The sequence below is a fragment of the Levilactobacillus brevis genome, from assembly GCA_021383565.1.
Taxonomy (GTDB): domain Bacteria; phylum Bacillota; class Bacilli; order Lactobacillales; family Lactobacillaceae; genus Levilactobacillus; species Levilactobacillus brevis_B.
This window is the reverse complement of record CP079699.1, coordinates 1,201,965-1,226,301: the sequence shown is the minus strand read 5'-3', so window position 1 is coordinate 1,226,301 and position 24,337 is coordinate 1,201,965. Positions and strand designations below refer to the sequence as shown.

Here is a 24,337-nt window from a genome sequence, read left to right as displayed (position 1 = left end):
ATGCAAACAGAAGAAATCGAACAAGCAATCCGCAAAATTTTGAATGAAGAATTAAGCCAAAAGCCAGGGGCCAACGCGGCCGCAGCACCCGGCAACAACGGAATCTTCAAGACCGTCAACGAAGCCATTGCCGCGGCAAAGGCCGCCCAGATTGACTTTGGCGACCAGCCAATCGCCGTGCGTAATCAAGTGATTGACGCGATTCGTGAGGGCTTCCGGCCGTACATTCAAACCATGGCGGAACGGATTCACGAGGAAACCGGGATGGGGACGGTCAGCGCTAAAGTTGCCAAGTTACACAATGCACTGTACAACACGCCGGGTCCCGAACTGCTTCAACCGGAAGTGGAAACGGGTGACGCCGGGCTGGTGATGTACGAATACGCCCCATTCGGTGTGATTGGTGCCGTGGGTCCTAGTACCAATCCGTCCGAAACGGTGATTGCCAACGCCATCATGATGTTGGCCGGGGGCAACACGGTCTTCTTCGGTGCCCATCCTGGTGCGAAGAACATCACGCGCTGGACGATCGAAAAGCTCAATGAATTCGTGGCCAAGGCAACCGGCCTGCACAACTTGGTGGTTTCTCTGGAAACGCCGTCGATTGAATCCGTGCAGGAAGTCATGCACCATCCGGACGTCGCCATGCTCTCCATCACTGGGGGTCCCGCCGTGGTTCACCAAGCCTTGATTAGTGGTAAGAAGGCTGTGGGGGCCGGTGCCGGCAATCCACCTGCCATGGTCGATGCAACGGCGAACATTGCCTTAGCCGCCCACAACATCGTGGATTCCGCCGCGTTTGACAACAACATCCTCTGCACCGCCGAAAAAGAAGTGGTGGTAGAGGCTGCCGTCAAGGACGACCTGATGACGCGGATGCAAAATGAAGGCGCCTTCTTGGTTACCAAGGCCACCGATATTCAGAAGTTAGTCGACATGACCATCGGGCCTAAGGGCGATCCGGACCGGAAGTTTGTCGGTAAGGATGCGACCTTCATCCTGGACGAAGCGGGTATTCGTTACACTGGGAAACCAACGCTGATCATTCTCGAAGCCGCCAAGGACCACCCACTGGTGACGACGGAAATGTTGATGCCGATCCTACCAATCGTGACGTGCCCAGACTTCAAGGCTGTTCTGGCAACCGCCACCGAGATTGAAGGCGGCCTGCACCACACGGCTTCGATTCACTCCGAAAACTTACCGCACATTAACCAGGCGGCGCACCGCTTGAATACATCAATCTTCGTGGTCAACGGCCCAACTTACTGTGGAACCGGGGTAGCCACGAACGGTGCTCACAGTGGGGCTTCAGCCTTGACGATTGCGACACCAACGGGGGAAGGGACGGCCACGTCCAAGACCTACACGCGCCGGCGCCGGCTCAACTCACCAGAAGGGTTCTCACTACGGACTTGGGAGGCGTAAGTTATGGAAAAATTTTCACTCGCAACGACGATTTATTCGGGCAATGATAGCCTGTCACGGCTGGAATTGTTGAAGAATGAAACGATCTTTCTGGTCTGTGATGCTTTTCTGCCGGACACCCCGGCGCTGAAGCAGATCCTATCCAAGATTGACGGCAGTAATCAGGTGGCGGTCTTTGCCAACGTGAAGCCCGATCCGCCGCTGGAAACCATCGTCGACGGCGTCAAGCAGTATGTGCCGGTCGCCCCAACCATCGTGATTGGGATTGGGGGCGGGTCCGCCATCGATACGGCCAAGGGGATTCGCTTCTTCGGCGATAAGCTACGACAGGACGGCATCAAGAAGTTCATCGCCATTCCCACCACGAGTGGGACCGGTTCCGAGGTCACCCAACACTGTGTGCTCTCTGATCCCGAGAATCACCGGAAGTATCCGATCATGGAAGACTTCCTGCGGCCAGACGAAGCGCTACTGGACCCACAGTTGGTCATGACCGCGCCGAAGTCGGTGACGGCTTATTCCGGCCTCGACGTCTTGACCCATTCACTGGAGTCATTGGTGGCGGTGGACGCGAACGTCCTGACCGATGGCTTAGCCGAGAAGGGCGTCGACGTGATGACCCACGACCTCGTGACCTGCTTCAAACACGGCGATGATGAGGCAGCAAGAAAACGGGTGCACGAGATCTCCTGTGCCGCCGGAATTGCCTTTAGCAACGCCGGTCTGGGCATCTGTCACTCGCTGGCTCACCAGCTCGGCGCTAATTTCCACGTGCCCCACGGTCTGGCAAACGCCATGCTCCTGCCTCACGTGGTCGGCTACAACGCCGCGCACGATCAAACGGCCTGCGCTAAGTACGCCCAGGCTGCGCGCAAGGCCGGTCTGGCTGCTAACGGCATGGGCGACCGGGTCGCGGTTCGTCGATTGATCAGTCATATTCACCAGATGATGGTACAGATGGACTGTCCGCAGACGCTCCAAGCCTTTGGCGTTGATCTGAAGGTCGCGGTTGATATGACCGAGACGGTGGTTGCTAACGCCAAACTGGATGCGACCTTCCCGGGAAACCCGGTTGTACCAACGGACGACGACTTGGCCAAGCTCTACCAACAAATTATCAAGTAGGCCACGCGTTTTACTGCGGGCCCAGCACGCCTAGCGTGACTTCGAAATGACTAGAGAGGGAATAGATCTTATGGCAGAAAAAATTCTTGCAATCAACGCCGGTAGTTCTTCATTGAAGTTCAAGTTATACGAAATGCCGGCCGAAACCGTTCTGATGAGTGGTCAACTCGACCGAATTGGCTCGAAGACCAGTACGTTTACCTACGTGATTGCGGGCAAACAAAGTAAATTGGTGAGTCCCATCGCGGATTTTGTCGCGGCCATTCAGCTGGTGATCGACACGTTGTTGAGTAGCCACGTCATCACCAGCAAGGCCGAGATTATCGGCGTGGGTCATCGGATCTCACACGGGGGGAAATACTACTCACAGCCGGTCGTGGTTGATGCGGATGTCAAAGCAAAAATTCACGAACTCTCTGTCTTGTCGCCGTTACACAACCCTGTGAATTTACTGGGGATTGAGGCGTTTGAGAAGCTACTGCCCGAGGCCCAGGAAGTCGCGATCTTTGATACGGCGTTTCACCATACGATTCCCGCCAAAGCCTACATGTACGCGCTACCGTACAGCTATTATGTGGACCACGGGATTCGGCGGTATGGCTTCCACGGCCCGTCTCACGAGTACATCGCGCAGCGGGCCCCCGAGCTCTTCGGCCGTAAGCAGACGCACCGGATGATCTCGTGTCACCTGGGAAATGGCGGGAGTCTGACGGCCCTGCTGGACGGCCAGTCCGTCAATAGTTCCATGGGCTTCACACCGCTCGCGGGGATCGTGATGGGCACGCGGTCCGGGGACATTGACCCGGAGATTATTCCCTACATTGAAGAGGAGTTGCACATGGATTCCCATGCGGTCCGGGAAATGTTGAATCAGGATTCCGGTTTGCTGGGGCTATCGGGTATTTCCAACGATATTCGGGACCTCGACATCGCGGCCGAGGCGGGCAATCAACGCGCTCAACTCGCCCTCGACGTGTACGTACACCAGATTCAGCAGTACATTGGAGCCTACACGACCGACCTGCAGGGGCTGGATACCTTGGTCTTTACGGCCGGCATTGGCGAACACTCCGCGCTGATTCGGCAACGGGTATGTGACAACCTGGGATATCTGGGCGTGCGTCTGGATCCGGAGAAGAACCACGCCAACGCCCTCAGCATTGAGGCGGCGGATAGCCGGGTCAAGGTGGCCGTCATTCCAACCGATGAGGAAATCGTGATTGCTAGGGATGTGGTTCAGGCCTTGGCGAATCAAGGCTAGAGGAGGTCAGTGAAATGAGTCGAGAGATTGACCGCACCATTCAGGAGTATGTGCCGGGGAAGCAGGTCACGTTAGCCCATATCGTGGCGAATCCCACGGCGGATATTTACGAAAAATTAGGTATTCAAACGCCGAAGAATGCGCTGGGTATCTTGACGATTACCCCCAGCGAGGCGTCGATTATCGCGGGGGATGTCGCCACCAAGTCCAGCAACGTGAAGCTGGGATTCATTGACCGGTTCAGCGGGTCGGTGGTCATCGTGGGCGAGGTCTCCGAAGTGGAGGCGGCCTTGCGCCAGGTGATTGCCACGCTACATAGTCTGTTGGACTTCGACATTCCAGAAATTACCCGGACGTAAGCGAGGTGGATACAATGGCACAGCAATTTAGTTTTGATCGGCCGCAGACACTGGGCCCCTTACACCTGCGGAACGGGTACTGCCTGGCGCCGTTAGAGACGCGGACGGCTTTATTTGACGGTGAAGTTGGTCGAGATGACTGTTACTTTCACCGAGAACACGCCCGCCACGTGGGTCTCGACATCGTCGGGTCTATCTACGTCCACGCCAGCGGAGCTACGGTGACCGGATCGCTTAGTGCGGCCGACGATGCCATGATTCCCGGTTTGCGGCGGTTAACCGCGGCCATTCATGCGTCCGGGGCCCGAGCCGTGGGACAATTGGTCCACGCCGGGCGGATGACCAACCACGTCGCCACGAATGGTGCGCCGGTGGTCGGGCCAAGTGCGGTTCGGGCCGCCCATGGGGTGGTTGAGATGCCGCACGCACTCACCCGTGCAGAGGTGCTAGCAATTGTCGATCAGTTTGGCGCGGCCACGCAACGGCTAATCCTGGCCGGCTTCGACGGGGTCGAACTGCACGGCGCCAATAGTTTTCTGCTACAGCAGTTCCTCTCGCCACTTTCCAACCGGCGAACCGATGACTTCGGCGGTGACCTGTTGAACCGGGTACGCCTGCCGTTGCTCGTGGTTCAGCGGGTCTTACAGGTCGCCAAGCAGGCCCGTCAGCCCTTTGTCGTTGGTTATCGGTTGTCCCCAGAAGAGGTGGAGCCCGGTGGCTTACGGCTACTGGATACGCTGACGCTGAGCCGGCTACTCACCCAGTTATCCATCGACTACCTGAGTCTGTCACTGCACCATTACGACCAAACGGCGCAGACCAGCGCGGCCACGGCACCAGTCCGGCGGCTCTTTAAGGCCCAGATTGGCAACCTGCCGTTGATGGTGGCTGGTGAGATTGCCCGGGCAGCGGACGTTCAGCGCTTGGACCAGCAGGTAGCGTTTCTCGCGATTGGGCGACAATTGATGTTGAATCCGCAGTGGCCTGTGGCCTTTCGTTTCCCAGCGGCCCTCCACACCGCCGCCGAGCTATCGGCCGAGCGGGTGGGGCTCCCGCAAGCCATCTTTAAATATCTGTAGGGGGGCGAACACGATGACGGCAAGAGTCTTACATCTCCAGGGGGGCTTCAACTTTCGTGAGTTGGGCGGCTATCTGGGGACCGACGACCGACCAGTGCGGTGGCATCGGTTGTTGCGCACGGCCCATCTGGCGAGTCTGACGCCGGCCGATTGCCTGCAGTTACAGGCCATTGGTGTGCGGTTAGTCATCGATCTTCGCTCCACCGCGGAGACGCAAGCCGCGCCGGATCGGTTGGGCCCACAGATGCGGTACTGTCATCTACCGGTCTTCGATGACGACGAGGCTGAGAGTGCGGCGTCGGTGGCCGAATTGCAACGGCGCTTCAGTCGCGACCCGCGCAGTGGTTATCACCGGATGATGCGGGTCTACCGTCGTCTGGTGACGGCTCCTCAGGCGCAAGCGGCGTATCGCCGATTGTTTCCAATTCTCCTGCAGGTACCGTGCGATGAAGGCATTATCTTTCACTGCTCGGCCGGTAAGGATCGGACGGGGATGGCGGCGATCTTCATCTTAGCGGCGCTTGGCGTCTCCTCGGAGCAGCTGCTAGCCGACTATTTGCTGACGAACCCAGCCTCGGCCGAACATATCGACCAGCGGGTGGCGGCCGTTAAATTAGGCAACGGCCGCACCAACTTTCAGCATGCGGTCCGTGACCTCGCGTCGGTGAATCCGGACTACTTCGAGCAGGCACTGTCACTCATCGACTACGCGTACGGCGGCCTCACACCGTATCTGCGTGATGTTTTGGGTGTGGCGACGGCGGATCGGGTGGCGTTACAGCGGCGCTTTCTACTGCCGCGCTAGGCTACTTCCTCGTGAAGTCTGGCGGTGCTAGACCATTTAAGTAAAACCATGACGAGCTATCAGTCACGGGGACATTCCCTGTCACGGTGGCTTTTTTGGCGTTCAGCCGAAAAAACAAAAAAATTTTAAAGCCGAACTGGGGGTTAATTGTGAGCAAACTATCAGAATAGATGGCCCGCGGTGGCTAGCCGGAAGCATTGTTAGAATGCGCTTTCATAGGTAAAACGTTTAACATGAAATCTCTTTATTAATTTGTTCATTAAAACACAATTAAAAGTGACATGAACAAAATTTCAAAAATAGGCTTTACAAACGTGCACGAATTCGGTATGCTAATTGTGATAAATGAAAGGGGTTTCATACTATGACATTAACGACTGCACAATTAGCAAAATACATTGATCACACTAACTTAAAGGCTGACGCAACTGAAGCCAGCATCAAACAAACCTGTGACGAAGCTAAGAAATTTGATACAGCTTCCGTCTGTGTTAACTCCTACTGGATTCCGTTCGTTGCTGAGCAATTGAAGGACAGCGACGTTAACCCAATCGCCGTTGTTGGTTTCCCACTCGGAGCCATGGCAACGGACAGTGAAGTCTTTGAAGCCAACAAAGCCATTGACGATGGGGCCGAAGAAATCGACATGGTCATCAACGTTGGTGAGTTGAAAGCCGGTAACAACGATAAGGTTGGCAAGGACATCTTAGCCTTAGCCGAAGCTGTTCACGCCAAGGGTAAATTATTGAAGGTTATCTTGGAAACTTGCCTGTTAAACAATGAAGAAATCATTCGGGCCTGCAAGTTAAGTGAACAAGCCGGTGCCGACTTCGTGAAGACCTCGACTGGGTTCTCAACGGCGGGTGCCAAGATTGAAGACGTGAAATTAATGCGTGAAACTGTCGGCGACCGTTTGGGTGTCAAGGCTTCCGGTGGGATTCACAGCAAGGACGAAGCCTTAGCGATGATCGATGCTGGTGCCAGTCGTTTGGGTGTCAGTGCTACGGTAGCCATCTTGACGGGTGAAGCTGCTGGGACGAAGTCAGGTTATTAAAAATTAGTCAGTGAAAGTGGGGATATGGATATGAAGTTTAAACGCATTTTCGGTTTAGTGATGGATTCTGTCGGGACGGGGGCCGCACCGGACTCTGTGAACTACGGTGACGAAGGAGCCGATACTCTGGGTCATGTGGGTCACTACTACGCGGGCAAGCTAGCCTTACCGAACCTGGCTAAATTGGGGATATCCAATCTCCGGGATACACCGATCGAAGGGGTTCCCGTCGCTGACGCCCCCAAGGCTTACTACGGCAAGATGCAAGAAATCTCCGCCGGCAAGGATTCGATGGATGGTCACTGGGAAATGATGGGCCTGCCCGTTCGCAAGGCCTTGAGTACTTATCCCAACGGCTTCCCGGCTGACTTGTTAAAGAAATTGGAAGCGTTCTCAGGACGGAAGATTATTGGTAACCGGCCCGAATCCGGGACCAAGATCATCGCCGAATTGGGTGAACAACAGATGGCCAAGGGCGATTTGATCGTTTACACATCCGGCGACTCGGTACTTCAGATTGCCGCCCATGAAGACGTGATTCCGCTCGAAGAACTTTACAAGATTTGTGAATACGCGCGTTCTCTGGTGAACGGTCCGGAAAACTTGATTGGCCGGGTCATTGCACGGCCATACGTGGGACCCGATGCGCAACACTTTACGCGGACGGCCAACCGGCGTGACTTCACCTTGGAACCGACCGGGGAGACCGACATGGATCGCCTGCAAGCCGCTGGCATCCATACGGTCGGCGTGGGGAAGATTAACGACATCTTCTCCGGTCACGGTATCGACGAAGGCTACCACAATGAAAGCAACATGGACGGGATGGATCACGTCGATCACGTCATGCAAGAAGACTTTACTGGCTTTTGCTTCATTAACTTGGTGGACTTCGATGCGATGTACGGTCACCGGCGGAATCCCAAGGGCTTTGGTCAAGCCTTAATGGACTTTGACCAACGCCTCGGCACCGTCATGGCCAACATGCACGACGATGACCTGTTGATGATTACCGCTGACCATGGGAACGACCCGACCTATACCGGGACGGACCACACCCGTGAATTTGTGCCGTTGCTGGCCTACTCCCCAAGCTTCAAACAAGGGGGGAGCCTAGGTATCCGGTCACCATTCTCGGACTTTGGCGCAACTGTGTTGGATAACTTTGGCGTGGCCGGCAACGACGCGGGTCACAGTTTCTTAGCTGACTTGAACTAGCGCAACCAAGGAGGAAAACCATTATGAGTAACCATTTGGAAGCAAAAATGGGCGATATCGCCGATACTGTCTTAATGCCAGGTGACCCACTGCGGGCCAAGTACATTGCGGAAACGTTCCTGGAGAATCCAGTGTGCTACAACAAGGTCCGCAACGCCTTCGGTTATACGGGAACTTACAAGGGCCACCGTATCTCCGTTCAAGGCACCGGGATGGGGATTCCATCCATCTCCATCTACGCCCACGAGCTGATTAACGATTACGGCGCCAAGAAGTTGTTCCGGGTCGGTACCGCTGGCGGGATGAGTCCCGACGTACACGTTCGCGACGTGGTCTTGGCGCAAGGCTCGACGACGGATTCGGCCATCATTCACAACACGTTTGGCGGCGGTATCTACTACGCGACGTTGAGTGACTTCGGCCTGTTGGACGCGGCGTACCATGCGGCTAAAGACCTGAAGATTCCGGTTAAGGTGGGGAACATCTTAGCTGAGGATCGCTTCTACAATGATGAAATGGACCGGCAGAAGTTGGTCGATTACGGGGTCATCGCCACCGAAATGGAATCGGCAGCATTATTCCTGATTGCGGCGAAGTACCACGTGAAGGCCCTGTCCGTCCTGACGATTAGTAATCACTTGGTTACCGGTGAATCCACGAGTCCCGAAGAACGGGAAACGTCATTTGGTGACATGATTAAGGTGGCCTTAGAAGCGGCCATTGCAGAGTAAATTAGTGTTTGCGTTAGCCTTATTTTGAACTGAGTTGATCAGTCACAGAACTGGTAGGCACACCTCATGCTGACTGGACCTTACCAGTTTACGATTGGTGGGGACTACCAGTTTTGTGTCTTCCGTCGAACAGCGACTAGATGAGGAACGCATTTAATGAAGGAAAGAAGGGCAAGTTCATGGCGGAGACCACGGATCAGCGACTAACTCAGAGTTTGGCCGTCGCGAAGATGTATTACCAATCAGATCAGAGTCAAAGTCAGATTGCCCACCAACTGGGGATTTCTCGCCCAACCGTTTCCCGTCTCTTGCAGTATGCCAGAGAGCAGGGCCTGGTCCGGATCCAGATTATTGATCCGGTCCAAGACGTTCAGACGCTGGAACAGGCTCTGACGCGTGCCTATCGCGTGGACGTTCACGTGGTCCCGACCCAATTAACTGCAGCCAGCGAGCTGCTCAACACGGTCGGTCAGTACGCGGCACACTATCTTGAAGATATCGTGGCCGAACACGATATTATTGGGATCGGCTGGGGGAAGACCATCTATGCCATTGGGTCGAATTTACAACCGGATACGCTAACCGGCGTTGAAGTCATTCAGCTTAAAGGGAGTGTGAGCTACTCCACGGAGCACACGTATGCCTACGAGAGCATTGACGCCTTTGCCAATGCTTTCCACGCAGTGCCCCAGTACTTACCGTTGCCCGTGATCTTTGACCACCAACAAACTAAGGAATTGGTGGAGGCCGAGCGACACATTCAGTACCTCCTAGAGCTGGGGAGAAAAGCCAACATCGCCATCTACTCCGTGGGAACGGTGCGGAGTTCAGCGCTGGTCTTTCAGCTGGGTTACCTGCAGGATCAGGAGAAAGATTTTTTGCAGGCCCATGCCGTGGGAGATATCTTCTCCCGTTACATCGACGAGAATGGTGAAGTCGTCGATCCCAAGTTAAATCAGCGCACGATTGGCATTGATCTCGAAAATTTGCGACAGAAGGAACATTCGATCCTAGTCGCAGCCGGTGACGCCAAGGTTCCGGCGGTTCGGGCCGCCTTACTGGGTGGTTACCCCAATTGTTTGATTATTGATCAACACGCAGCAGCACAACTACTGAAGGTTACCCCGACAGCGCAGTCGCGGTAAACGCATCCAATTAGAAATGGAGTGGCTGAAACATGAGAATGGTTGATATTATTGATAAGAAACGTAACGGTGGCGAACTGACCAAGGAAGAGATTCAAACTTTCGTGGACGGGGTCGTTTCCGGTGAAATTCCTGATTACCAAACCAGTGCCTTTTTAATGGCAACTTACTTCAAGGACATGACCGATGCAGAGCGTTCAGAGCTGACAATGGCCATGATGAAGTCTGGGGATCATCTGGATCTGTCCAGCATTGACGGCCTCAAGGTGGACAAACACTCGACCGGTGGTGTGGGGGACAAGACCAGTATTCCGTTGGCGCCAATCGTTGCCGCACTTGGGATTCCCGTACCGATGATTTCGGGTCGGGGTCTCGGACACACGGGTGGCACCTTGGATAAATTGGAAGCGATTCCAGGCTATCAAGTTGAAATCAGCGAGTCCGACTTCATCAAGCAGGTGCAGAACCAAGGCTTGGCGATCGTCGGGGCCACGGGGAACATTGCGCCCGCTGACAAGAAGATCTATGCCTTGCGGGATGTGACCGACACCGTGGATTCCATTCCACTGATTGCCAGCTCCATCATGAGTAAGAAGATTGCGTCAGGGACGGATGCGTTGGTGATCGATGTTAAGACCGGTTCCGGGGCCTTCATGAAGACGTTGGATGACTCACGTGAATTGGCGAAGGCCTTGGTCGGTATCGGCAAGGGTGTGGGCATGAACTGCATGGCCATTATTTCCGATATGAACCAGCCGCTGGGGAATGCCATTGGGAACGCCTTGGAAATCAAGGAATCCATCGACCTGTTGAAGGGTCAAGCTCCGGCCGATATTACCGACCTGGTCTTGACATTAGGGTCTTACATGGTGGTCATGTCGGGTAAGACCGACAACATGGCGGAAGCCCGGGCAATGTGTGAAAAGACCATTGAAGATGGCTCCGCACTGAAGAAGTTCGGGGACATGGTCGAAGCTCAAGGTGGCGACCGCAGTGTAATTGATCATCCAGAAATCATGCCGCAAGCTAAGTTCAAGATTCCATTGCCAGCTAAGACCAGTGGGGTAGTTAGCCGGGTTGAAGCCGATGAAATGGGTGTCGCCAGCATGTTACTTGGCGGTGGCCGGCAGAAGGCTGACGACAAGTTGGACTACGCCGTTGGGATCATGATGAACAAGAAGGTCGGCGACAAGGTAGAGGCCGGCGACTCACTCCTGACGATCTACAGCGACCGTGAAAACGTCGACGACATCAAGGACCTGTTATACGCCAACATCGAAATCAGCGATTCGGCAGAACCATTTACGCTGATCCACGAGACGGTGAGATAAAAGATAAAGAGTGTGAAACGAGGCGGTTAGAAGCTAGAAAACAGCTAGAATACGTAGTGTGATAAGGGCAGCATCCATTACAGTATGCTGGTCGCCTTACCGTTCGCCAAATTTGGTCTGGATCGCGGTGGGGAGGACGGTAAAAGCCAAAGGGCGGTCTTTTCCCTCGCTTTGAGCCGTCAACCCGCGTCTCAAAGACGCCATTTTTCAAGAAAATCACTTGAAAAATCCCACGGCTGAGACCAAATTTGACGCACTCACGGCTACGTGAGAGGTATCCAATTAAACCGGTCGAACGTTGCTATTCCAGCGATATAATCACCTATTTGGTGGCTTTCATCTTTCGTAACCGGAGGTAGTCAGAGATGGAGGTAGCCGTGACAGCGGTGTTAGCTGACGTTCCGGGTCAGCTTACAGCGCGGGACGTGTTTGGAGACTGGCGAATTTTGCTAGGCTTCAAACCGAGCCGGAGGACCGCTCCTCAGGCCGCAGGCGGTCCCCACAGCGCCGGAATCTCTGGCAGCCGCGGCAGCCGCAGGTGGCGTTGATGACTCGTTTAATGGTGATAACCCTTGCTAGCTGGGGACTGGAGCGGGGCCTACTCGTCAGGGGAACAACTGAATTTCAGGGCTGAACACCGTTTCAGTTGTTGTCATCGACGGGTGAGCACCATTGCCGTAGCTAGTAGGCTGAAAAGTGAACATGCAATCACACAGATTGAGGAAGGGTCTGGGACAAAGGTCTCAGATCCTTTTTGTTTCCGACTATCGGGTGTTGCAACCTACGACAAAAGGCAGTTGGTTCCGCTTAAAACTGCTAATCGCCGTTTGTCCCACTCTTTTTGCGCGCTATACTTATTACTAATGTATTTTTTCGTTGATTTGTTGCAGTTAAATTGAATTTAGCGGTAACAATCAGATTAACTTGATAGTTATTAATAGGAAGAAAAGATAATAAAAATAATATTTTGCAGGTAAAAGCAAGGGGTGTGGCGGCTACGGCAAGACGCTGTTGTCCCTGAATGGCCCGCAAAGTTTACTGAATTTAGAAAATTCTTTTTATTTGCTGAAACGCGAACAATATCAGTGACAGGCGGGGGCTTTTTGTTTAAACTTTAAAGTATAGTCAAACCATTTGAACGACAGGGGATGTTACCGCCATGCTGGACAACTTATTAGCGGTTATTCAAGAAGAAAACTTATCGGAACAGCTTTATCACAGCCTTGTGGGATTGGAAGTTGAAGAACAGCGGATTGACCAGCATGGCCGGTTGAGTCGGCGGCCGCACCCAAGTAAGTTTGGGTCACGGACCTTTCACCCGTACTTCCAAACAGACTTCACTGAAAGTCAACTGGAAGTCATCACGGATCCTAATCCCAATATCGGGGGAACGCTGGACCAACTGGATACCTTGCAGACGGTGGCCTACCGGACGCTCGAAGGTGACGATCGTATCTGGCCGTTGAGCATGCCACCGGTCATGGATGACACGGATCTACAGTTCATTGCAGCGCATTTCGACCGACCGGCGATCAAGCCGTATCGGGAATATCTAGTAAAGAAGTATGGCCTCCAACACGGTTGCGTGACGGGGGTTCACGTGAATTACAGCATTCCCGATCCCGTGATTCACCGGCTGTTCAGCCACTATACAACCGAGTTCGACTCAATCGTGGCCTTTAAGAACGCGTTGTATTTCCGGATTGCGCAGAACTTTGTCCGCAACCAGTGGCTACTCACCTATCTCTTTGGGGCGAGTCCCATTGCTGAAAAGGGCTTCTTCGATCCGCTACCGGCGGAATTGGCGCGGCCCGTGCGCAGCATTCGCAACAGTCGCTTTGGCTTCGTGAACCGTCCAGAAGAACAGGTCACGTATACCTCACTAACCCAGCATCTCGCGCAGATTCAGCAACGCATCGATGCGGGGACCTACTTCTCCGCCCACGAATTCTATGGCCCGGTGCGGTTGAAAGGCCAGGCCAACGCCCAAGACTTCCTGACCGGGGGGATTCGCTACTTGGAATTGCGGGACTTCGACAATACACCGTTGGCCCGTAACGGGATTAGTCGCCACGCACTGCACTTTTTGAAAATCTTCATGATTTACCTGATGACCCAACCGTTACCGGCCAAACGGATTCGCGAACTGTTGGCGACAGGCCGCCAGCGTAACCAGCTGGTCGCGCTGGAAGATCCGCTAAAGCCGACGCAATTTCAGGCCAATGGGCAGCGGATCTTTCGGAATATGCGGGCCATGGCCGACCAGTTGCAGGCCCACAATAAACAGTGGGGGGCGATCGACGACCTGGAAGAGGTGCTGATGCATCCTGAGTTGACGCCGGCTGCAAAGCTAGTGGCTCACCTGGAACAGGGGAGTCTGATGAAATACGGTCAGCGCGTCGCTCGGCAATGGTATCATGACCGTATCGCGGCCAGCCAGTTACTCCCGCAGCTGCCACGACTGAGTAAAGCGACGCAACAGCTCATCCTGACGGCCCTTCAGCTGGGTATCAAGTTCTATCAGGTTAGGGATGAGGACGGCGAGGATATGTTCATGTTTACCTTCGACGGTATCACCCAAGTCCTGCAAGAGCGGGATATGCAGGGGAAGACGCCGGAAAAATTTTTGCGGCGTCTCTTCCCGGACTTGCCGGCTCTCCCGGAACCGTTAAATTACGGGTCCGCGCAATAAAAAAGTTTGGTAATAAAATTGCAGAATTCAATTAATTTCGTGAAAAACATTTTCAGACTATAAATTCAGTCATAACGGGGCAGATTGCCTGTCTATTCAGCGTCCACGCGTTTTTCGTGGGCGTTTTTTTGGCGCTTTCTGGAAATGAATAGCTTCACAAAACGACAAAAGGGGCTTGAAAGCCTTTTAGTTTTATGATAATGTAAACGATGTCGCTTGACGTAAAACGGTTTACATACGATTTCTAGTCAACTAATTTGTCAAATTGATCCGGTTCAACCGGTTGCAGTTCCAAATGAGTTGAAAAGGGTTGCACGTGTACCAGTGATCAATTTAGTTAAAAAGGAGAAATATCTGATGAAAAAGACGACCGTTATTAATTCCGAATTATCTACGGTAATTGCTGGCATGGGCCACATGGATTGGCTCAGCATCGGTGATGCGGGGATGCCCGTACCAATGGGAACCAAGAAAATCGACTTGGCTTTAACGAAGCAATTGCCTAGCTTCCAAGACGTTTTGAAGAATATCTTGGCCGAACTCGAAGTTCAAAAGATTTACTTGGCCGAAGAAATCAAGACGCAAAACCCAGAACAATTGGCAGCCATCAAGGATCTCATGCCTAACGTTGAGATTGAATACATGCCACATAGCCAATTGAAGAAGGACTTAGCACAAACGCATGCCTTCGTTCGGACGGGTGAAATGACGCCATTCTCTAACATCATCTTGGAATCTGGCGTAACGTTCTAGCCTTAATTTTAGCGTTCATAAAACGTTTTACTTAAATTCATTATAAAGGAGTCTTTACCATGCAAGCAGTTGAATCGAAGCACGGTTGGACCCAGTTGGCCGATGGCTATCTGAGCAAAACCCCGCTTTTCCAATTTATCTTAGTGTCGCTGATCTTCCCACTGTGGGGGACCGCCGCTAGTCTAAACGATATCTTAATCACCCAATTCAAGACGGTCTTCATGTTAAACGATGCCGCAACGGCGTTCGTTCAAAGTGCCTTCTACGGTGGTTACTTCTTAATTGCCATTCCAGCCTCATTGATTATCAAAAAGAACAGTTATAAATTTGCTATTATGACCGGGCTGATCTTCTACATCGTGGGTTGTGGGTTGTTCTTCCCAGCTTCTCACTTGGCAACTTACAGTATGTTCTTAGTGGCCATCTTCGCGATTGCGATTGGCCTGAGCTTCTTGGAAACATCCTGTGATACTTACAGCTCCATGCTGGGACCGAAAGCCAACGCAACGATGCGGTTAAACTTCTCCCAAACCTTGGTACCCCTTGGTGATATCATGGGGATCGTCTTAGGGAAGTACCTGATCTTCGGTTCCGTTGACAACTTAGCCAACAAGATGTCCACCATGCACGGCGCTGCCCGTTTAGCCTACGGGGAACAGATGTTACAACTGACCCTGCGGCCTTACAAGTACATCTTGATTGTGCTGGTTGTGATGTTTATCATCTTCGCCTTATCCCCAATGCCACGGGCGAAGGCGACGAAGACGGTTGAAGGTTCCGACGAAGCCGTTGAAGATCGTCCAAGCTTGGGCGAAACCATCAAGTACCTGTCCCACAACAAGCGTTACATGAAGGGTGTTTTAACGCAATTCTTCTACGCTGGTTTACAGACGACGGTATGGTCTTTCACGATTCGTTTAGCCCTGAACTTGAACCATCAGATCACCGATAGTGCCGCTTCAACCTTCATGATCTACAGCTACATTGCGTGGTTCGTGGGTAAGCTGGTCGCTAACGTCTTCATGAGCAAGTTCTCCATCACCGGAGTCTTGACGTGGTTCTCCCTATTAGGGACGTTGGCCCTCGTGGTCACCTTCACGATTCCCAACATGATTGCCGTTTACACGGCGATCTTGACCAGCTTTTTCTTCGGTCCAGAATGGCCAACGATTTACACCCACACGTTGGATGCCATCGACGAAAAGCGGTACACCGAAACCGGTGGGGCCATCATCGTTATGGCTTTGATTGGTGGGGCGATTATCCCAGCCATCCAAGGGTTGGTTTCAGATGCTTCTGGTTCAATGCAATTCTCATTCGTTGTCCCAACACTCTGCTACGCCTTGATCACGCTGTACTTCTTCTTAGAACACCGTTTCGAAAAGAAGCACCCCGAAGAAATGCAAGAACACTAAATTTATCAGTTAACTTTAGCCAGTCGGTCTCTCTGCCGACTGGCTTTTTTTCGGTTCATTGGCACAAATGGGAGATAGTCTAGCGACCAGATCAGCGACCTCTGGACGGACAAAAATAGTCGCCAGCTAGGGGTTCCCTTAGCTGGCGACTACAGTATTTACGCTTAGTTTAATCGGCTTTCGTTTGCCGCCGACGTTGATGAATAAAGTAAACCGGTAAACCTATCAGTGTTAAGGCCAATCCGGTGATGGCTAAGCCAATCTCTGTGACTAACGTGGTGACGATAATAAAGATTCCCCCAACCAGTGCAATCAGTGGAACTACTGGGAAGCCGGGCACCTTATAAGGGCGGACCAACTCCGGTTCACGCTTCCGCAGGACGAAGATAGCGATGAAGATCAGGCAGTTGAACAGCCACATGACGAAGACCAACATGTCGGTCAGAATATCAAAGCTTCCCATGAGCATCATCAGCAGGGCAATTGCGAATTGCACGACACCGGCAAAGTACGGCACGTACGTCCGGCGCGACAGCTGACTGAAGTATTTGGACAAGGGCAGGCTATCCTCCGTTGCGAGCGCGTAGGGTACTCGCATCCCGGTCATGGTGTAGCCGTTGATGGCGCCGTAGACGGAGATCAGAATGCCAATCGTGACTAACTTACCGCCGAATTGACCGAAGAGCTTCATGGCCGCGTCGGCCGCAGCATTTTGGTTACCGGCAATTAAGTCGATCGGTAACGTCCGTAAGAAGACCAAGTTAATCAGCGTATAGACCACGGTAATCAAGGCAAGTCCTAGGACGATGGCCCGTGGTAGGTCGCGTTCGGGGTGCTTCATTTCACCGGCAATGTTCCCGATGTTAATCCAGCCGTCATAGGCAAACATGGTGGCTAACAGGCTAGAGGCGAAGGCCCCACCGAAGCCGATGTGATCGCCCGTGGTGATTGGCCAAAATTGAATGGTCGTGTGTGCCGGGGCAAAGAGGCCGAAGACCACGATCACGGCGATGGGAATTAATTTAAAAATCAAAGCGAGCGACTGGACGCGGCCACCGACGCGAGCACCCAGGAAGTTCAGCCCGGTAATGCTGAGGCCACAGATGATGGCGATGGGTAACTTCCACGCGCTATCGAGGTGGAATAAATTCACGAACTGGACGCCAAAGATAATGGACAATGCAGCAATGTTGGCCGGATAGTAGACCAGCATCTGGGCCCAACCCATCAAAAAGCCGACTGGTTTGCCATACGTGTACTCCAGGTAACGCATGGCGCCCCCGGTACGGGGGATGGCGGCGGCGAGTTCTGCACTGGTCAGACCGGCACAGATAGTCAAGAGACCACCCAGTACCCAGGCAACCAGGGTCATGTTAGCGGAGTGGTTGGCGGCCACCACGCTAGCGGTTTTGAAGAAGACCCCACCACCGATGACGGTTCCCATGACGGTGGCGAGGGCGGTAAACGTGCCGATTTCGCGGCGTAACTCCTTGGCCAAAGTAAAGACTCCTTTTTCTCTCAAATGCTTAGATTTAACCATTATAGCACGGAACCCGGTGATTCGGCTGGCTTTGCGTCGAGATTTTTCGGGAGTTGGGCGGGAGTAGTTGGCGTTAGAGGCCGCACCAAAGCTAACTTAGAGTGATGAGGACGCGGCTAGTACCGATAAGGACGGGAGAAATCAGTGGAAATTTGGACGGGGCGTGGATAGAAGTGGGGGCCAGCGACCTAAGGCTTAGCGGACAAGTTGTGGCGAAGATATGAGTAGGATGACAGGTGCTAATTAGCAGTGCAACCTATTTCACCCCATAAATTAATTTATAAGGGCGTTCGTGCTCGAATTTCCCCGCAAATAACGGGTTAAACGAAGTGAAATGGTTTGAGACCGGTTAAGCGAAAATGAAAAACAGTTGGCAACTGAATGGTACGAGTTGCCAACTGTTTTCGGATATAGATGTTATCTTATTCGATTAATTTTTTGCTGGTGGGGGACTAGTGGAAAGCCATGTTCAGCAGCAGGACAATCAGGAGCCCGACGACTGAAATCACGGTTTCCAACACGGTCCAAATGCTCAGCGTCTGTTTGACCGTCAAATCAAAGTATTCTCTGAACATCCAGAACCCGGCATCGTTCACGTGAGAAGCGGCCAGTGACCCGGCCCCAATGGCCAGCACCATCAACGCGGGATCGACACCGGCCTGCGCCATCAGTGGAGCCACAATCCCGGCGGCGGTCAGTGCGGCCACGGTGGCCGACCCGAGGGCGACCCGGAGCACGACGGCAACCAGCCATCCCAGAATCAGCGGGGACATGTTGGAATCGATAAAGATCTTGGCGACTTCCTTACCAACGCCACCGTCAATGAGGACTTGCTTGAAGGCGCCACCACCCCCGATGACCAGGAGTAGCATGGCGATGGACTTCACGGCGTTTTCAATCGAGGCCATGATTTCCGAGGTCTTTCGGTTCCGGCCCCAGCCCATGGTGAACATCGCCACCATCAGTGAAATCAACATGGCAATGGCGGGGTCCCCAATCAAGGCGACAATCTGATCGAGCAGCGAGGCATTCTTGGTCGGCGTCGCTCCACCGTTGACCGTCATCTTGTAGATGGTCGTGATGGCCATCAGGATAACGGGGAACAGCGAGGTCAGAACGGAGAGACCGAAGCTCGGTGATTCAGAGGGTTTAAACGTTTTAACTTCACCCAATGACGACAGGTTACCCTTTCGTTCAAAGGCGGCTGGCGCGTAACGCTGGGCCAATTTGGTAAACAGGGGGCCAGCCACGATCGCACTAGGGATCGCGACGACTAACCCGAACAACAGGACCTTTCCATCGTTGGCGTTCAGAATGGCCGCGATGGCAACGGGTGCCGGGTGGGGTGGTAAGAACCCGTGAGTAACGGACAAAGCGGCTGCCATGGAAATCCCCAAGTAAAGAATGGGCACGTCAGCTTCAATCGCGATGGCAAAGACGATAGGGATTAACAGAACCATCCCAACTTCGAAGAAAAGCGCGATGCCCAGAATAAATGAAGCGAGCATGATGGCCATTTGCAGGCGTTTCTTCCCGAATTTGTCAATCAAAGTAGTGGCAATAACGTAGGCCCCACCAGCGTCGGCGACTAACCGACCCAGCATGGCACCAAATCCAAAGACCAAGGACAGTTCGCCTAATTGGCTCCCAATCCCGGCCTCAACGGTCGTGGCAATTTTGGTGAGATCCATCCCCAGCAGAATCGCCGTGAGGACGGAGGTTAAGATCAGGGAGACGAAAGTATTGATTTTGAACTTAATGATCAAAACCAACAAAAAAATGACCCCGATGACTAAAGCTATAAGTTCCATAAGGTAAGCCCTTTCATTTTTAGAATTTTGAAAAGCCGATGCATCAGCACCGGCTTCTCACTGTAAGCAAACATTATTGTACCCAATCCGTTAAGAAAAAGCCACAATAACGTTTCATAAATTTATTTGTTTGTTCGCTTACTTTCTGAAAAATTAAGGGATTAATCTATTTTTCTTTGGAAACATTAACATGGGTCCGTTGGTATTCCGCAATGTTCTTGTATTCAGATTGCAGTTGCCGACTCAGACGAATGTAGATTGGAACTAATGCCCGGTAAGCACTGAAAGTGTCGGGATTTGGATGGTGGACGTTAGCCACCCCAATGAAGTTCTTCACCACGTGGAGATCATCGACCATGCCTAAGGCGTACATCCCTAAGGTTGCGGCACCCAGGGCCGTTCCTTCTGGACTTTCTGGAATCGTGACGTCTTGTTCAAAGATGTCAGCGAGCATTTGCCGCCAGAGGGCGGAACGCGCGAAGCCACCGGTGGCTTGAATGCTGGATGGCTTGCCAACTACTTCTTCGAGGGCCAACATCACGGTGTAGAGGTTGTAAACAATCCCTTCCAAAGCGGCCCGAACCATGTGAGCCCGTGAATGTGTCCGCGTCAAACCGAAGAAGGATCCACGGGCGTTGGCGTCCCAGATTGGGGCCCGTTCGCCACCCAAGAATGGATGGAAGATCAGGCCGTCGGAACCGGCAGGAATCTTTTCGGCAATTTCCGTCAAGAGATCGTAAGAGTCCACGTGCATTTGTTCAGCGGTCAGCTTTTCTGGGGCGAAGAGTTGGTCGCGGACCCAACGGAAGACAATCCCACCGTTGTTGACGGGGCCACCGACAACCCAGTGATCCTTGGACAGGTAGTAACAGAAGACCCGGCCCTTAGGATCAATCTTAGGTTTGTCTGTGACGACCCGCACGGCCCCGGAAGTTCCGATGGTGACCGCTACGACGCCAGGATCGATGGCGTTAACCCCTAAGTTGGCCAGAGGACCGTCAGAGGCACCCATGACAAATGGCGTTTGCGGATCCATCCCGATGACACCGGCGTAGTCGGCCTTCATCCCGGTCAGTTGATCCGTGGTGTCGACCAGCTTAGGCAGTTGGTCGCGGGTAATCCCGGCAACTTCCAAGGCTTGGTCGTCCCAGTCCATGTTGAAGATGTTGAAGAGCCCAGTCGCATTGGCGATGGAGTAGTCTTCTTGTAAGACACCAAATAGTTTGTAGATGACGTATTCCTTGATCCCGACAAACCAGCGAGCCTGCTTAAACAGATCGGCCTTTTCGTGGCGTAACCAGATTAGCTTGCTCAGTGGTGTCATGGGGTGAATCGGGGTCCCGGTCTTCTCGTAGAGTTGTTTGCCCACGCCGTTTTGACGCAGTTCGTCGGCGTATTTGACCGCCCGGTTGTCGGCCCAAGTAATGGCCCGCGTTAACGGCTTGTGATTTTCGTCCAATAAAATCAGACTGTGCATCGCTGCGGAGAAGGAAACGCCGCGGAGATCACCGTTCTTTAGGTCGGCCTTCCGTAAAACGCTGGTTAAACCATCCAGAATCGCAGAAAAGATTTCTTCTGGATCTTCTTCGGCCATGTCCGGTACGTCCTGATAGAGGGGGTAGAGGTTATTTGAGTAGCCCTGCATCTTACCCGCAGTATCGTAGAGAACGGTCTTCACACTGGTCGTCCCAATGTCGACCCCAATCATGTAGTCCATAGTGCTCTTCCTTTCGTGGTGCCAAGTTATTAAATGAAAAAAAACATCCTGCCTTGAACGATAACGCATCGGCGCAAAGAACGCAACGCCTAGGCCTTCAGTCGACCAAAAAAGGGCGGTCAAGTCACCAATTCAAGGCACAAATGAAAAATTTCCGTCTCGCTTATTATATGAAAAGAAGTTTCACTTTTCAAGCGAAATGTTGTAAAATGTTTACAAAAGGTAATCTTTTAAAAATTGTTGGAAGGGGGCGGCGACTATCGCACGCTCAACCATTGGAAAAATTCGGGGGACGTATGATCAGTTGTCTCGTACGGAGAAGAAGGTGGCCCAGCTGGCCTTGGATAATCCAGCCGTGGTCAGTGAAATGACGATTAAGGAATTGGCCAGTGCTACGGGGGTCTCTACCGCAACCATTTCACGCTTCGTCAAGCGGATGGATTACTCGAACTATCGGGAATTTACGATGGCCTTGGCCCACACCGCAGCCGAGATGACGCCGCAACAAAACAGTTTTCCAGAATTGGCCGAAGGGGACTCGCTCGCCACGATTGCGAACAAGACTTTCCGCTTTTCCATTAATTCGCTGCGGGCGACAAATGAAGCGCTGAACGAAGATGATTTGGCGCGGGCCGTCATTAAAATTATTAACGCGAAAACGGTGGCCTTCTTTGGCCTAGGGGGCTCGGCGGTCGCCGCCTTGGATGGCTACCATAAGTTCTTACGGACGCCACTGAATGTGACCTACCATCCCGATTATGATATTCAACTGATGCAGGCAGCGCGGATGACGGCGCAGGACTGCGCGATTGTGATTTCCCATTCAGGTCGGAATCACGAGACGCTGGAGATTGTCCGCGAGCTCAAACGCAACGGAGTCGCCATCATTGTCATTACCAGCTACAGTGGTTCCGAGCTGGCCCAAGCAGCGGCGGTAACGTTCCTGTCGCTGACGGATGAGGTGAAGTATCGTTCAGAGGGGATGTACTCGTTGATTTCGCAGATGACCATCCTCGACAGTCTTTTTATGATGACTGTCTTGCGCAGTTCTTCACGTACTAAACCAGTTTTGACCCGGGTCAGAGACGTAATTGAACAGACCCGCTACGATTCGTAAGAGTCATGGTATAATAGACGGCATACCTCTGGAAATTTCGTTGAGGATGCCGTCTTTATTTACGGACGGCCACAGGCTCGTAATGGCCAAAACCACGTGAAGGGGACCGGTGATGAACGGTGAAACGGCGCGACTATCAACCCATATATGATAATACGTTTCGGCGTCGGCGCCGTTATCGCCGTTGGCTGATTATTGTGGCCGTGCTACTCTTACTGGTCGGCGGTGGCTGGGGCTGGCATCTGTGGGACGCTCACCAACGGGCCCAGGTGGCCAGTTATCCCGTGCGTGGGGTGACCATCAATCAGGACAGTGGTTACGTGGACTTTCAGCAGTTGGCGAAGCACGAGACCTTTGCCTACCTACAGGCCACCTCGGGTGCGACCTATACCGATGATGATTTTAGCGATAATTATTCGCGGTCGCAGGGCGCCGATATTCAGATTGGCGTGGCCCATACCTTTAGTTTTACAACGTCGGCGCAGCGTCAGTATCAGCATTTCAAGGCGACCGTTAAGCAAGATTCCGGAACCTTACCAATTATGGTAGCCGTGAGTTATTACGGTAAATATAATAGTAGTAATACGGACATGGCCACACAAGGCCAGAAGCTCAAACACCTCGTGCAACTGCTAAGTCGGCGCTACCACCAGGGCGTGGTGATCTTTGCCAGTCGCGCCGTATTGACGCAGTTCGTCCGACCGGTCCTGCCCCAACAAGATTATTGGACGGCGGGCGGCAAGTTGTCCGGACACGCCCAGCAAGTCAAGCTGATTGAATACGACGCCAACGGTAGCATTACGCAGAACGGCCAGGACTTGGCGGTGGCCAAGTCGGTGTTCAACGGCAGCCGACTGGAATGGCATGCGTTTACCAAATAACTGAAGGTTGAAAGCTAGGATGCTTAGTGTAACAAGGGTAACGCCCACTATAATAGTGGTTGTCGCGTGCTGACCGCCTTACCGTTCGCTAAATTTGGTCTGGATCGCGGTGGGGAGGACGGGCCAAGCCAAAGGGCGGTCTTTTCCCTCGCTTTGAGCCGACAGCCCGCGTCTCAAAGACGCCATTTTCCAAGCAGAATACTTGGAAAATCCCACGGCTGAGACCAAATTTGACTCACTTACGGCTACATGAGGGGTATTCAATTAAGCTAGCCAAATGTTGTCAGCTGGGGACTGGAACGTATTTCATAAACTTTCAACTTTCGGCAAATAATAAGAGCAAAATTGTGGGGCCTAATCCGATTGGGGATTGGGCCTTTTTCATTCAAAATAAAAGAGCCCAGACCTACGTCTCGGCTCAAAAATTTAAAATAATGTCTAATGCGTCTAAGTATCCCGGAACCCTGGCGGCACTAATCCGTCGAGTCCAGCGGTTTCATCGCATAAGTACAATCGTCGGCTTCATCGAAAAAGGAAATTGGTTGACGTTCGTTGGCGTGAATCGTCAGGTGGTAGCCGAACTTATCTTGGAAGGTAAGCTGCGTGTCGTTCAAGTTCTTCACGGAAACCTGAAGGGGATGGTTATCAATCTGCACGTCAAGATTAGGACTAATTTCTAACCGGTGACGCCGCTGGTTGTGGGGGTCAACAAACTGCCACGTTCCAACATAGAACAGTGGCGACTCACTGGGTTGAGGTTGCTTCTTCTTATTGCGCAACGAGAATCCACTAGTTAAACCAGCCATGAGTGAAATGCCAAATAATGCGATCTCCCGACCTTTCACCGGTAATCCCTCCCTTGAATTAGTAGTTAC

At 52.8% G+C, this 24,337-nt stretch carries 20 protein-coding genes; 16 read left to right on the top strand and 4 right to left on the bottom strand.

What is annotated here, in order from left to right; all coding sequences use genetic code 11:
* The 14 genes from KB236_05725 to fucP all read left to right on the top strand — a co-directional run bounded on the left by KB236_05725 (position 1) and on the right by fucP (position 16,396).
* On the top strand, positions 1-1,428 hold the full coding sequence (locus KB236_05725; GenBank protein UIF30199.1) for an aldehyde dehydrogenase EutE: 1,428 nt from the start codon (positions 1-3) through the stop codon (positions 1,426-1,428).
* Positions 1,429-1,431: 3 nt separating this feature from the next.
* Positions 1,432-2,553, top strand: coding sequence for an iron-containing alcohol dehydrogenase (locus tag KB236_05720; protein UIF30198.1), 1,122 nt, complete (start codon positions 1,432-1,434; stop codon positions 2,551-2,553).
* 70 nt (positions 2,554-2,623) lie between these two features.
* Complete coding sequence (locus tag KB236_05715; protein ID UIF30197.1) at positions 2,624-3,814, top strand: acetate kinase; 1,191 nt, start codon at positions 2,624-2,626, stop codon at positions 3,812-3,814.
* 14 nt (positions 3,815-3,828) lie between these two features.
* Positions 3,829-4,173, top strand: a complete 345-nt coding sequence (locus KB236_05710) for a BMC domain-containing protein (GenBank protein ID UIF30196.1) — start codon at positions 3,829-3,831, stop codon at positions 4,171-4,173.
* 14 nt (positions 4,174-4,187) lie between these two features.
* On the top strand, positions 4,188-5,252 hold the full coding sequence (locus KB236_05705) for an NADH:flavin oxidoreductase (protein ID UIF30195.1): 1,065 nt from the start codon (positions 4,188-4,190) through the stop codon (positions 5,250-5,252).
* Positions 5,253-5,265: 13 nt separating this feature from the next.
* The gene (locus KB236_05700) at positions 5,266-6,057 is read left to right on the top strand and encodes a tyrosine-protein phosphatase (protein UIF30194.1); all 792 of its coding nucleotides are present in this window, start codon (positions 5,266-5,268) and stop codon (positions 6,055-6,057) included.
* A 364-nt stretch (positions 6,058-6,421) separates the two neighbouring features.
* The gene (deoC, locus tag KB236_05695) at positions 6,422-7,111 is read left to right on the top strand and encodes a deoxyribose-phosphate aldolase (GenBank protein ID UIF30193.1); all 690 of its coding nucleotides are present in this window, start codon (positions 6,422-6,424) and stop codon (positions 7,109-7,111) included.
* 24 nt (positions 7,112-7,135) lie between these two features.
* A complete protein-coding gene (locus KB236_05690; protein ID UIF30192.1) occupies positions 7,136-8,329 on the top strand; it encodes a phosphopentomutase in 1,194 nt (397 codons plus the stop codon).
* 23 nt (positions 8,330-8,352) lie between these two features.
* The gene (gene deoD, locus KB236_05685; GenBank protein ID UIF30191.1) at positions 8,353-9,060 is read left to right on the top strand and encodes a purine-nucleoside phosphorylase; all 708 of its coding nucleotides are present in this window, start codon (positions 8,353-8,355) and stop codon (positions 9,058-9,060) included.
* Between the two features lie 179 nt (positions 9,061-9,239).
* The gene (locus KB236_05680; protein ID UIF30302.1) at positions 9,240-10,205 is read left to right on the top strand and encodes a sugar-binding transcriptional regulator; all 966 of its coding nucleotides are present in this window, start codon (positions 9,240-9,242) and stop codon (positions 10,203-10,205) included.
* A gap of 32 nt (positions 10,206-10,237) precedes the next feature.
* Positions 10,238-11,536 carry a pyrimidine-nucleoside phosphorylase gene (locus KB236_05675; protein UIF30190.1) on the top strand — a complete coding sequence of 433 codons (1,299 nt, stop codon included), beginning with the start codon at positions 10,238-10,240 and terminating at the stop codon, positions 11,534-11,536.
* 1,159 nt (positions 11,537-12,695) lie between these two features.
* Complete coding sequence (locus KB236_05670) at positions 12,696-14,228, top strand: gamma-glutamylcysteine synthetase (GenBank protein UIF30189.1); 1,533 nt, start codon at positions 12,696-12,698, stop codon at positions 14,226-14,228.
* A 357-nt stretch (positions 14,229-14,585) separates the two neighbouring features.
* The gene (gene rbsD, locus KB236_05665) at positions 14,586-14,981 is read left to right on the top strand and encodes a D-ribose pyranase (GenBank protein ID UIF30188.1); all 396 of its coding nucleotides are present in this window, start codon (positions 14,586-14,588) and stop codon (positions 14,979-14,981) included.
* Between the two features lie 59 nt (positions 14,982-15,040).
* A complete protein-coding gene (gene fucP, locus KB236_05660) occupies positions 15,041-16,396 on the top strand; it encodes an L-fucose:H+ symporter permease (GenBank protein UIF30187.1) in 1,356 nt (451 codons plus the stop codon).
* Positions 16,397-16,565: 169 nt separating this feature from the next.
* Here the strand turns inward: fucP and KB236_05655 are convergent, their stop codons facing one another.
* The 3 genes from KB236_05655 to gntK all read right to left on the bottom strand — a co-directional run bounded on the left by KB236_05655 (position 16,566) and on the right by gntK (position 21,464).
* Positions 16,566-17,936, bottom strand: a complete 1,371-nt coding sequence (locus tag KB236_05655; GenBank protein ID UIF30186.1) for an amino acid permease — start codon at positions 17,934-17,936, stop codon at positions 16,566-16,568.
* A 452-nt stretch (positions 17,937-18,388) separates the two neighbouring features.
* Positions 18,389-19,747: a gluconate:H+ symporter gene (locus KB236_05650; GenBank protein UIF30185.1), complete on the bottom strand. Its 1,359-nt coding sequence runs from the start codon at positions 19,745-19,747 to the stop codon at positions 18,389-18,391.
* A gap of 166 nt (positions 19,748-19,913) precedes the next feature.
* Positions 19,914-21,464 carry a gluconokinase gene (gene gntK, locus KB236_05645; protein ID UIF30184.1) on the bottom strand — a complete coding sequence of 517 codons (1,551 nt, stop codon included), beginning with the start codon at positions 21,462-21,464 and terminating at the stop codon, positions 19,914-19,916.
* A 259-nt stretch (positions 21,465-21,723) separates the two neighbouring features.
* On the opposite strand from gntK, the gene KB236_05640 reads away from it, so the two are divergent.
* A complete protein-coding gene (locus KB236_05640; protein UIF30301.1) occupies positions 21,724-22,581 on the top strand; it encodes a MurR/RpiR family transcriptional regulator in 858 nt (285 codons plus the stop codon).
* Between the two features lie 119 nt (positions 22,582-22,700).
* Positions 22,701-23,462 carry a Lyzozyme M1 (1,4-beta-N-acetylmuramidase) gene (locus KB236_05635; GenBank protein ID UIF30183.1) on the top strand — a complete coding sequence of 254 codons (762 nt, stop codon included), beginning with the start codon at positions 22,701-22,703 and terminating at the stop codon, positions 23,460-23,462.
* A gap of 473 nt (positions 23,463-23,935) precedes the next feature.
* Here KB236_05635 and KB236_05630 read toward each other — a convergent pair whose 3' ends face one another.
* The gene (locus KB236_05630; protein ID UIF30182.1) at positions 23,936-24,307 is read right to left on the bottom strand and encodes a DUF4828 domain-containing protein; all 372 of its coding nucleotides are present in this window, start codon (positions 24,305-24,307) and stop codon (positions 23,936-23,938) included.
* Between the last annotated feature and the right edge of the window lie 30 nt (positions 24,308-24,337).

Bases quoted from the DNA above. Each gene is read 5' to 3' on its own strand.
- KB236_05725 (UIF30199.1), top strand. From the start codon at position 1: ATGCAAACAGAAGAAATCGAACAAGCAATCCGCAAAATTTTGAATGAA.
- KB236_05720 (UIF30198.1), top strand. From the start codon at position 1,432: ATGGAAAAATTTTCACTCGCAACGACGATTTATTCGGGCAATGATAGC.
- KB236_05715 (UIF30197.1), top strand. From the start codon at position 2,624: ATGGCAGAAAAAATTCTTGCAATCAACGCCGGTAGTTCTTCATTGAAG.
- KB236_05710 (UIF30196.1), top strand. From the start codon at position 3,829: ATGAGTCGAGAGATTGACCGCACCATTCAGGAGTATGTGCCGGGGAAG.
- KB236_05705 (UIF30195.1), top strand. From the start codon at position 4,188: ATGGCACAGCAATTTAGTTTTGATCGGCCGCAGACACTGGGCCCCTTA.
- KB236_05700 (UIF30194.1), top strand. From the start codon at position 5,266: ATGACGGCAAGAGTCTTACATCTCCAGGGGGGCTTCAACTTTCGTGAG.
- deoC (UIF30193.1), top strand. From the start codon at position 6,422: ATGACATTAACGACTGCACAATTAGCAAAATACATTGATCACACTAAC.
- KB236_05690 (UIF30192.1), top strand. From the start codon at position 7,136: ATGGATATGAAGTTTAAACGCATTTTCGGTTTAGTGATGGATTCTGTC.
- deoD (UIF30191.1), top strand. From the start codon at position 8,353: ATGAGTAACCATTTGGAAGCAAAAATGGGCGATATCGCCGATACTGTC.
- KB236_05680 (UIF30302.1), top strand. From the start codon at position 9,240: ATGGCGGAGACCACGGATCAGCGACTAACTCAGAGTTTGGCCGTCGCG.
- KB236_05675 (UIF30190.1), top strand. From the start codon at position 10,238: ATGAGAATGGTTGATATTATTGATAAGAAACGTAACGGTGGCGAACTG.
- KB236_05670 (UIF30189.1), top strand. From the start codon at position 12,696: ATGCTGGACAACTTATTAGCGGTTATTCAAGAAGAAAACTTATCGGAA.
- rbsD (UIF30188.1), top strand. From the start codon at position 14,586: ATGAAAAAGACGACCGTTATTAATTCCGAATTATCTACGGTAATTGCT.
- fucP (UIF30187.1), top strand. From the start codon at position 15,041: ATGCAAGCAGTTGAATCGAAGCACGGTTGGACCCAGTTGGCCGATGGC.
- KB236_05655 (UIF30186.1), bottom strand. From the start codon at position 17,936: ATGGTTAAATCTAAGCATTTGAGAGAAAAAGGAGTCTTTACTTTGGCC.
- KB236_05650 (UIF30185.1), bottom strand. From the start codon at position 19,747: ATGGAACTTATAGCTTTAGTCATCGGGGTCATTTTTTTGTTGGTTTTG.
- gntK (UIF30184.1), bottom strand. From the start codon at position 21,464: ATGGACTACATGATTGGGGTCGACATTGGGACGACCAGTGTGAAGACC.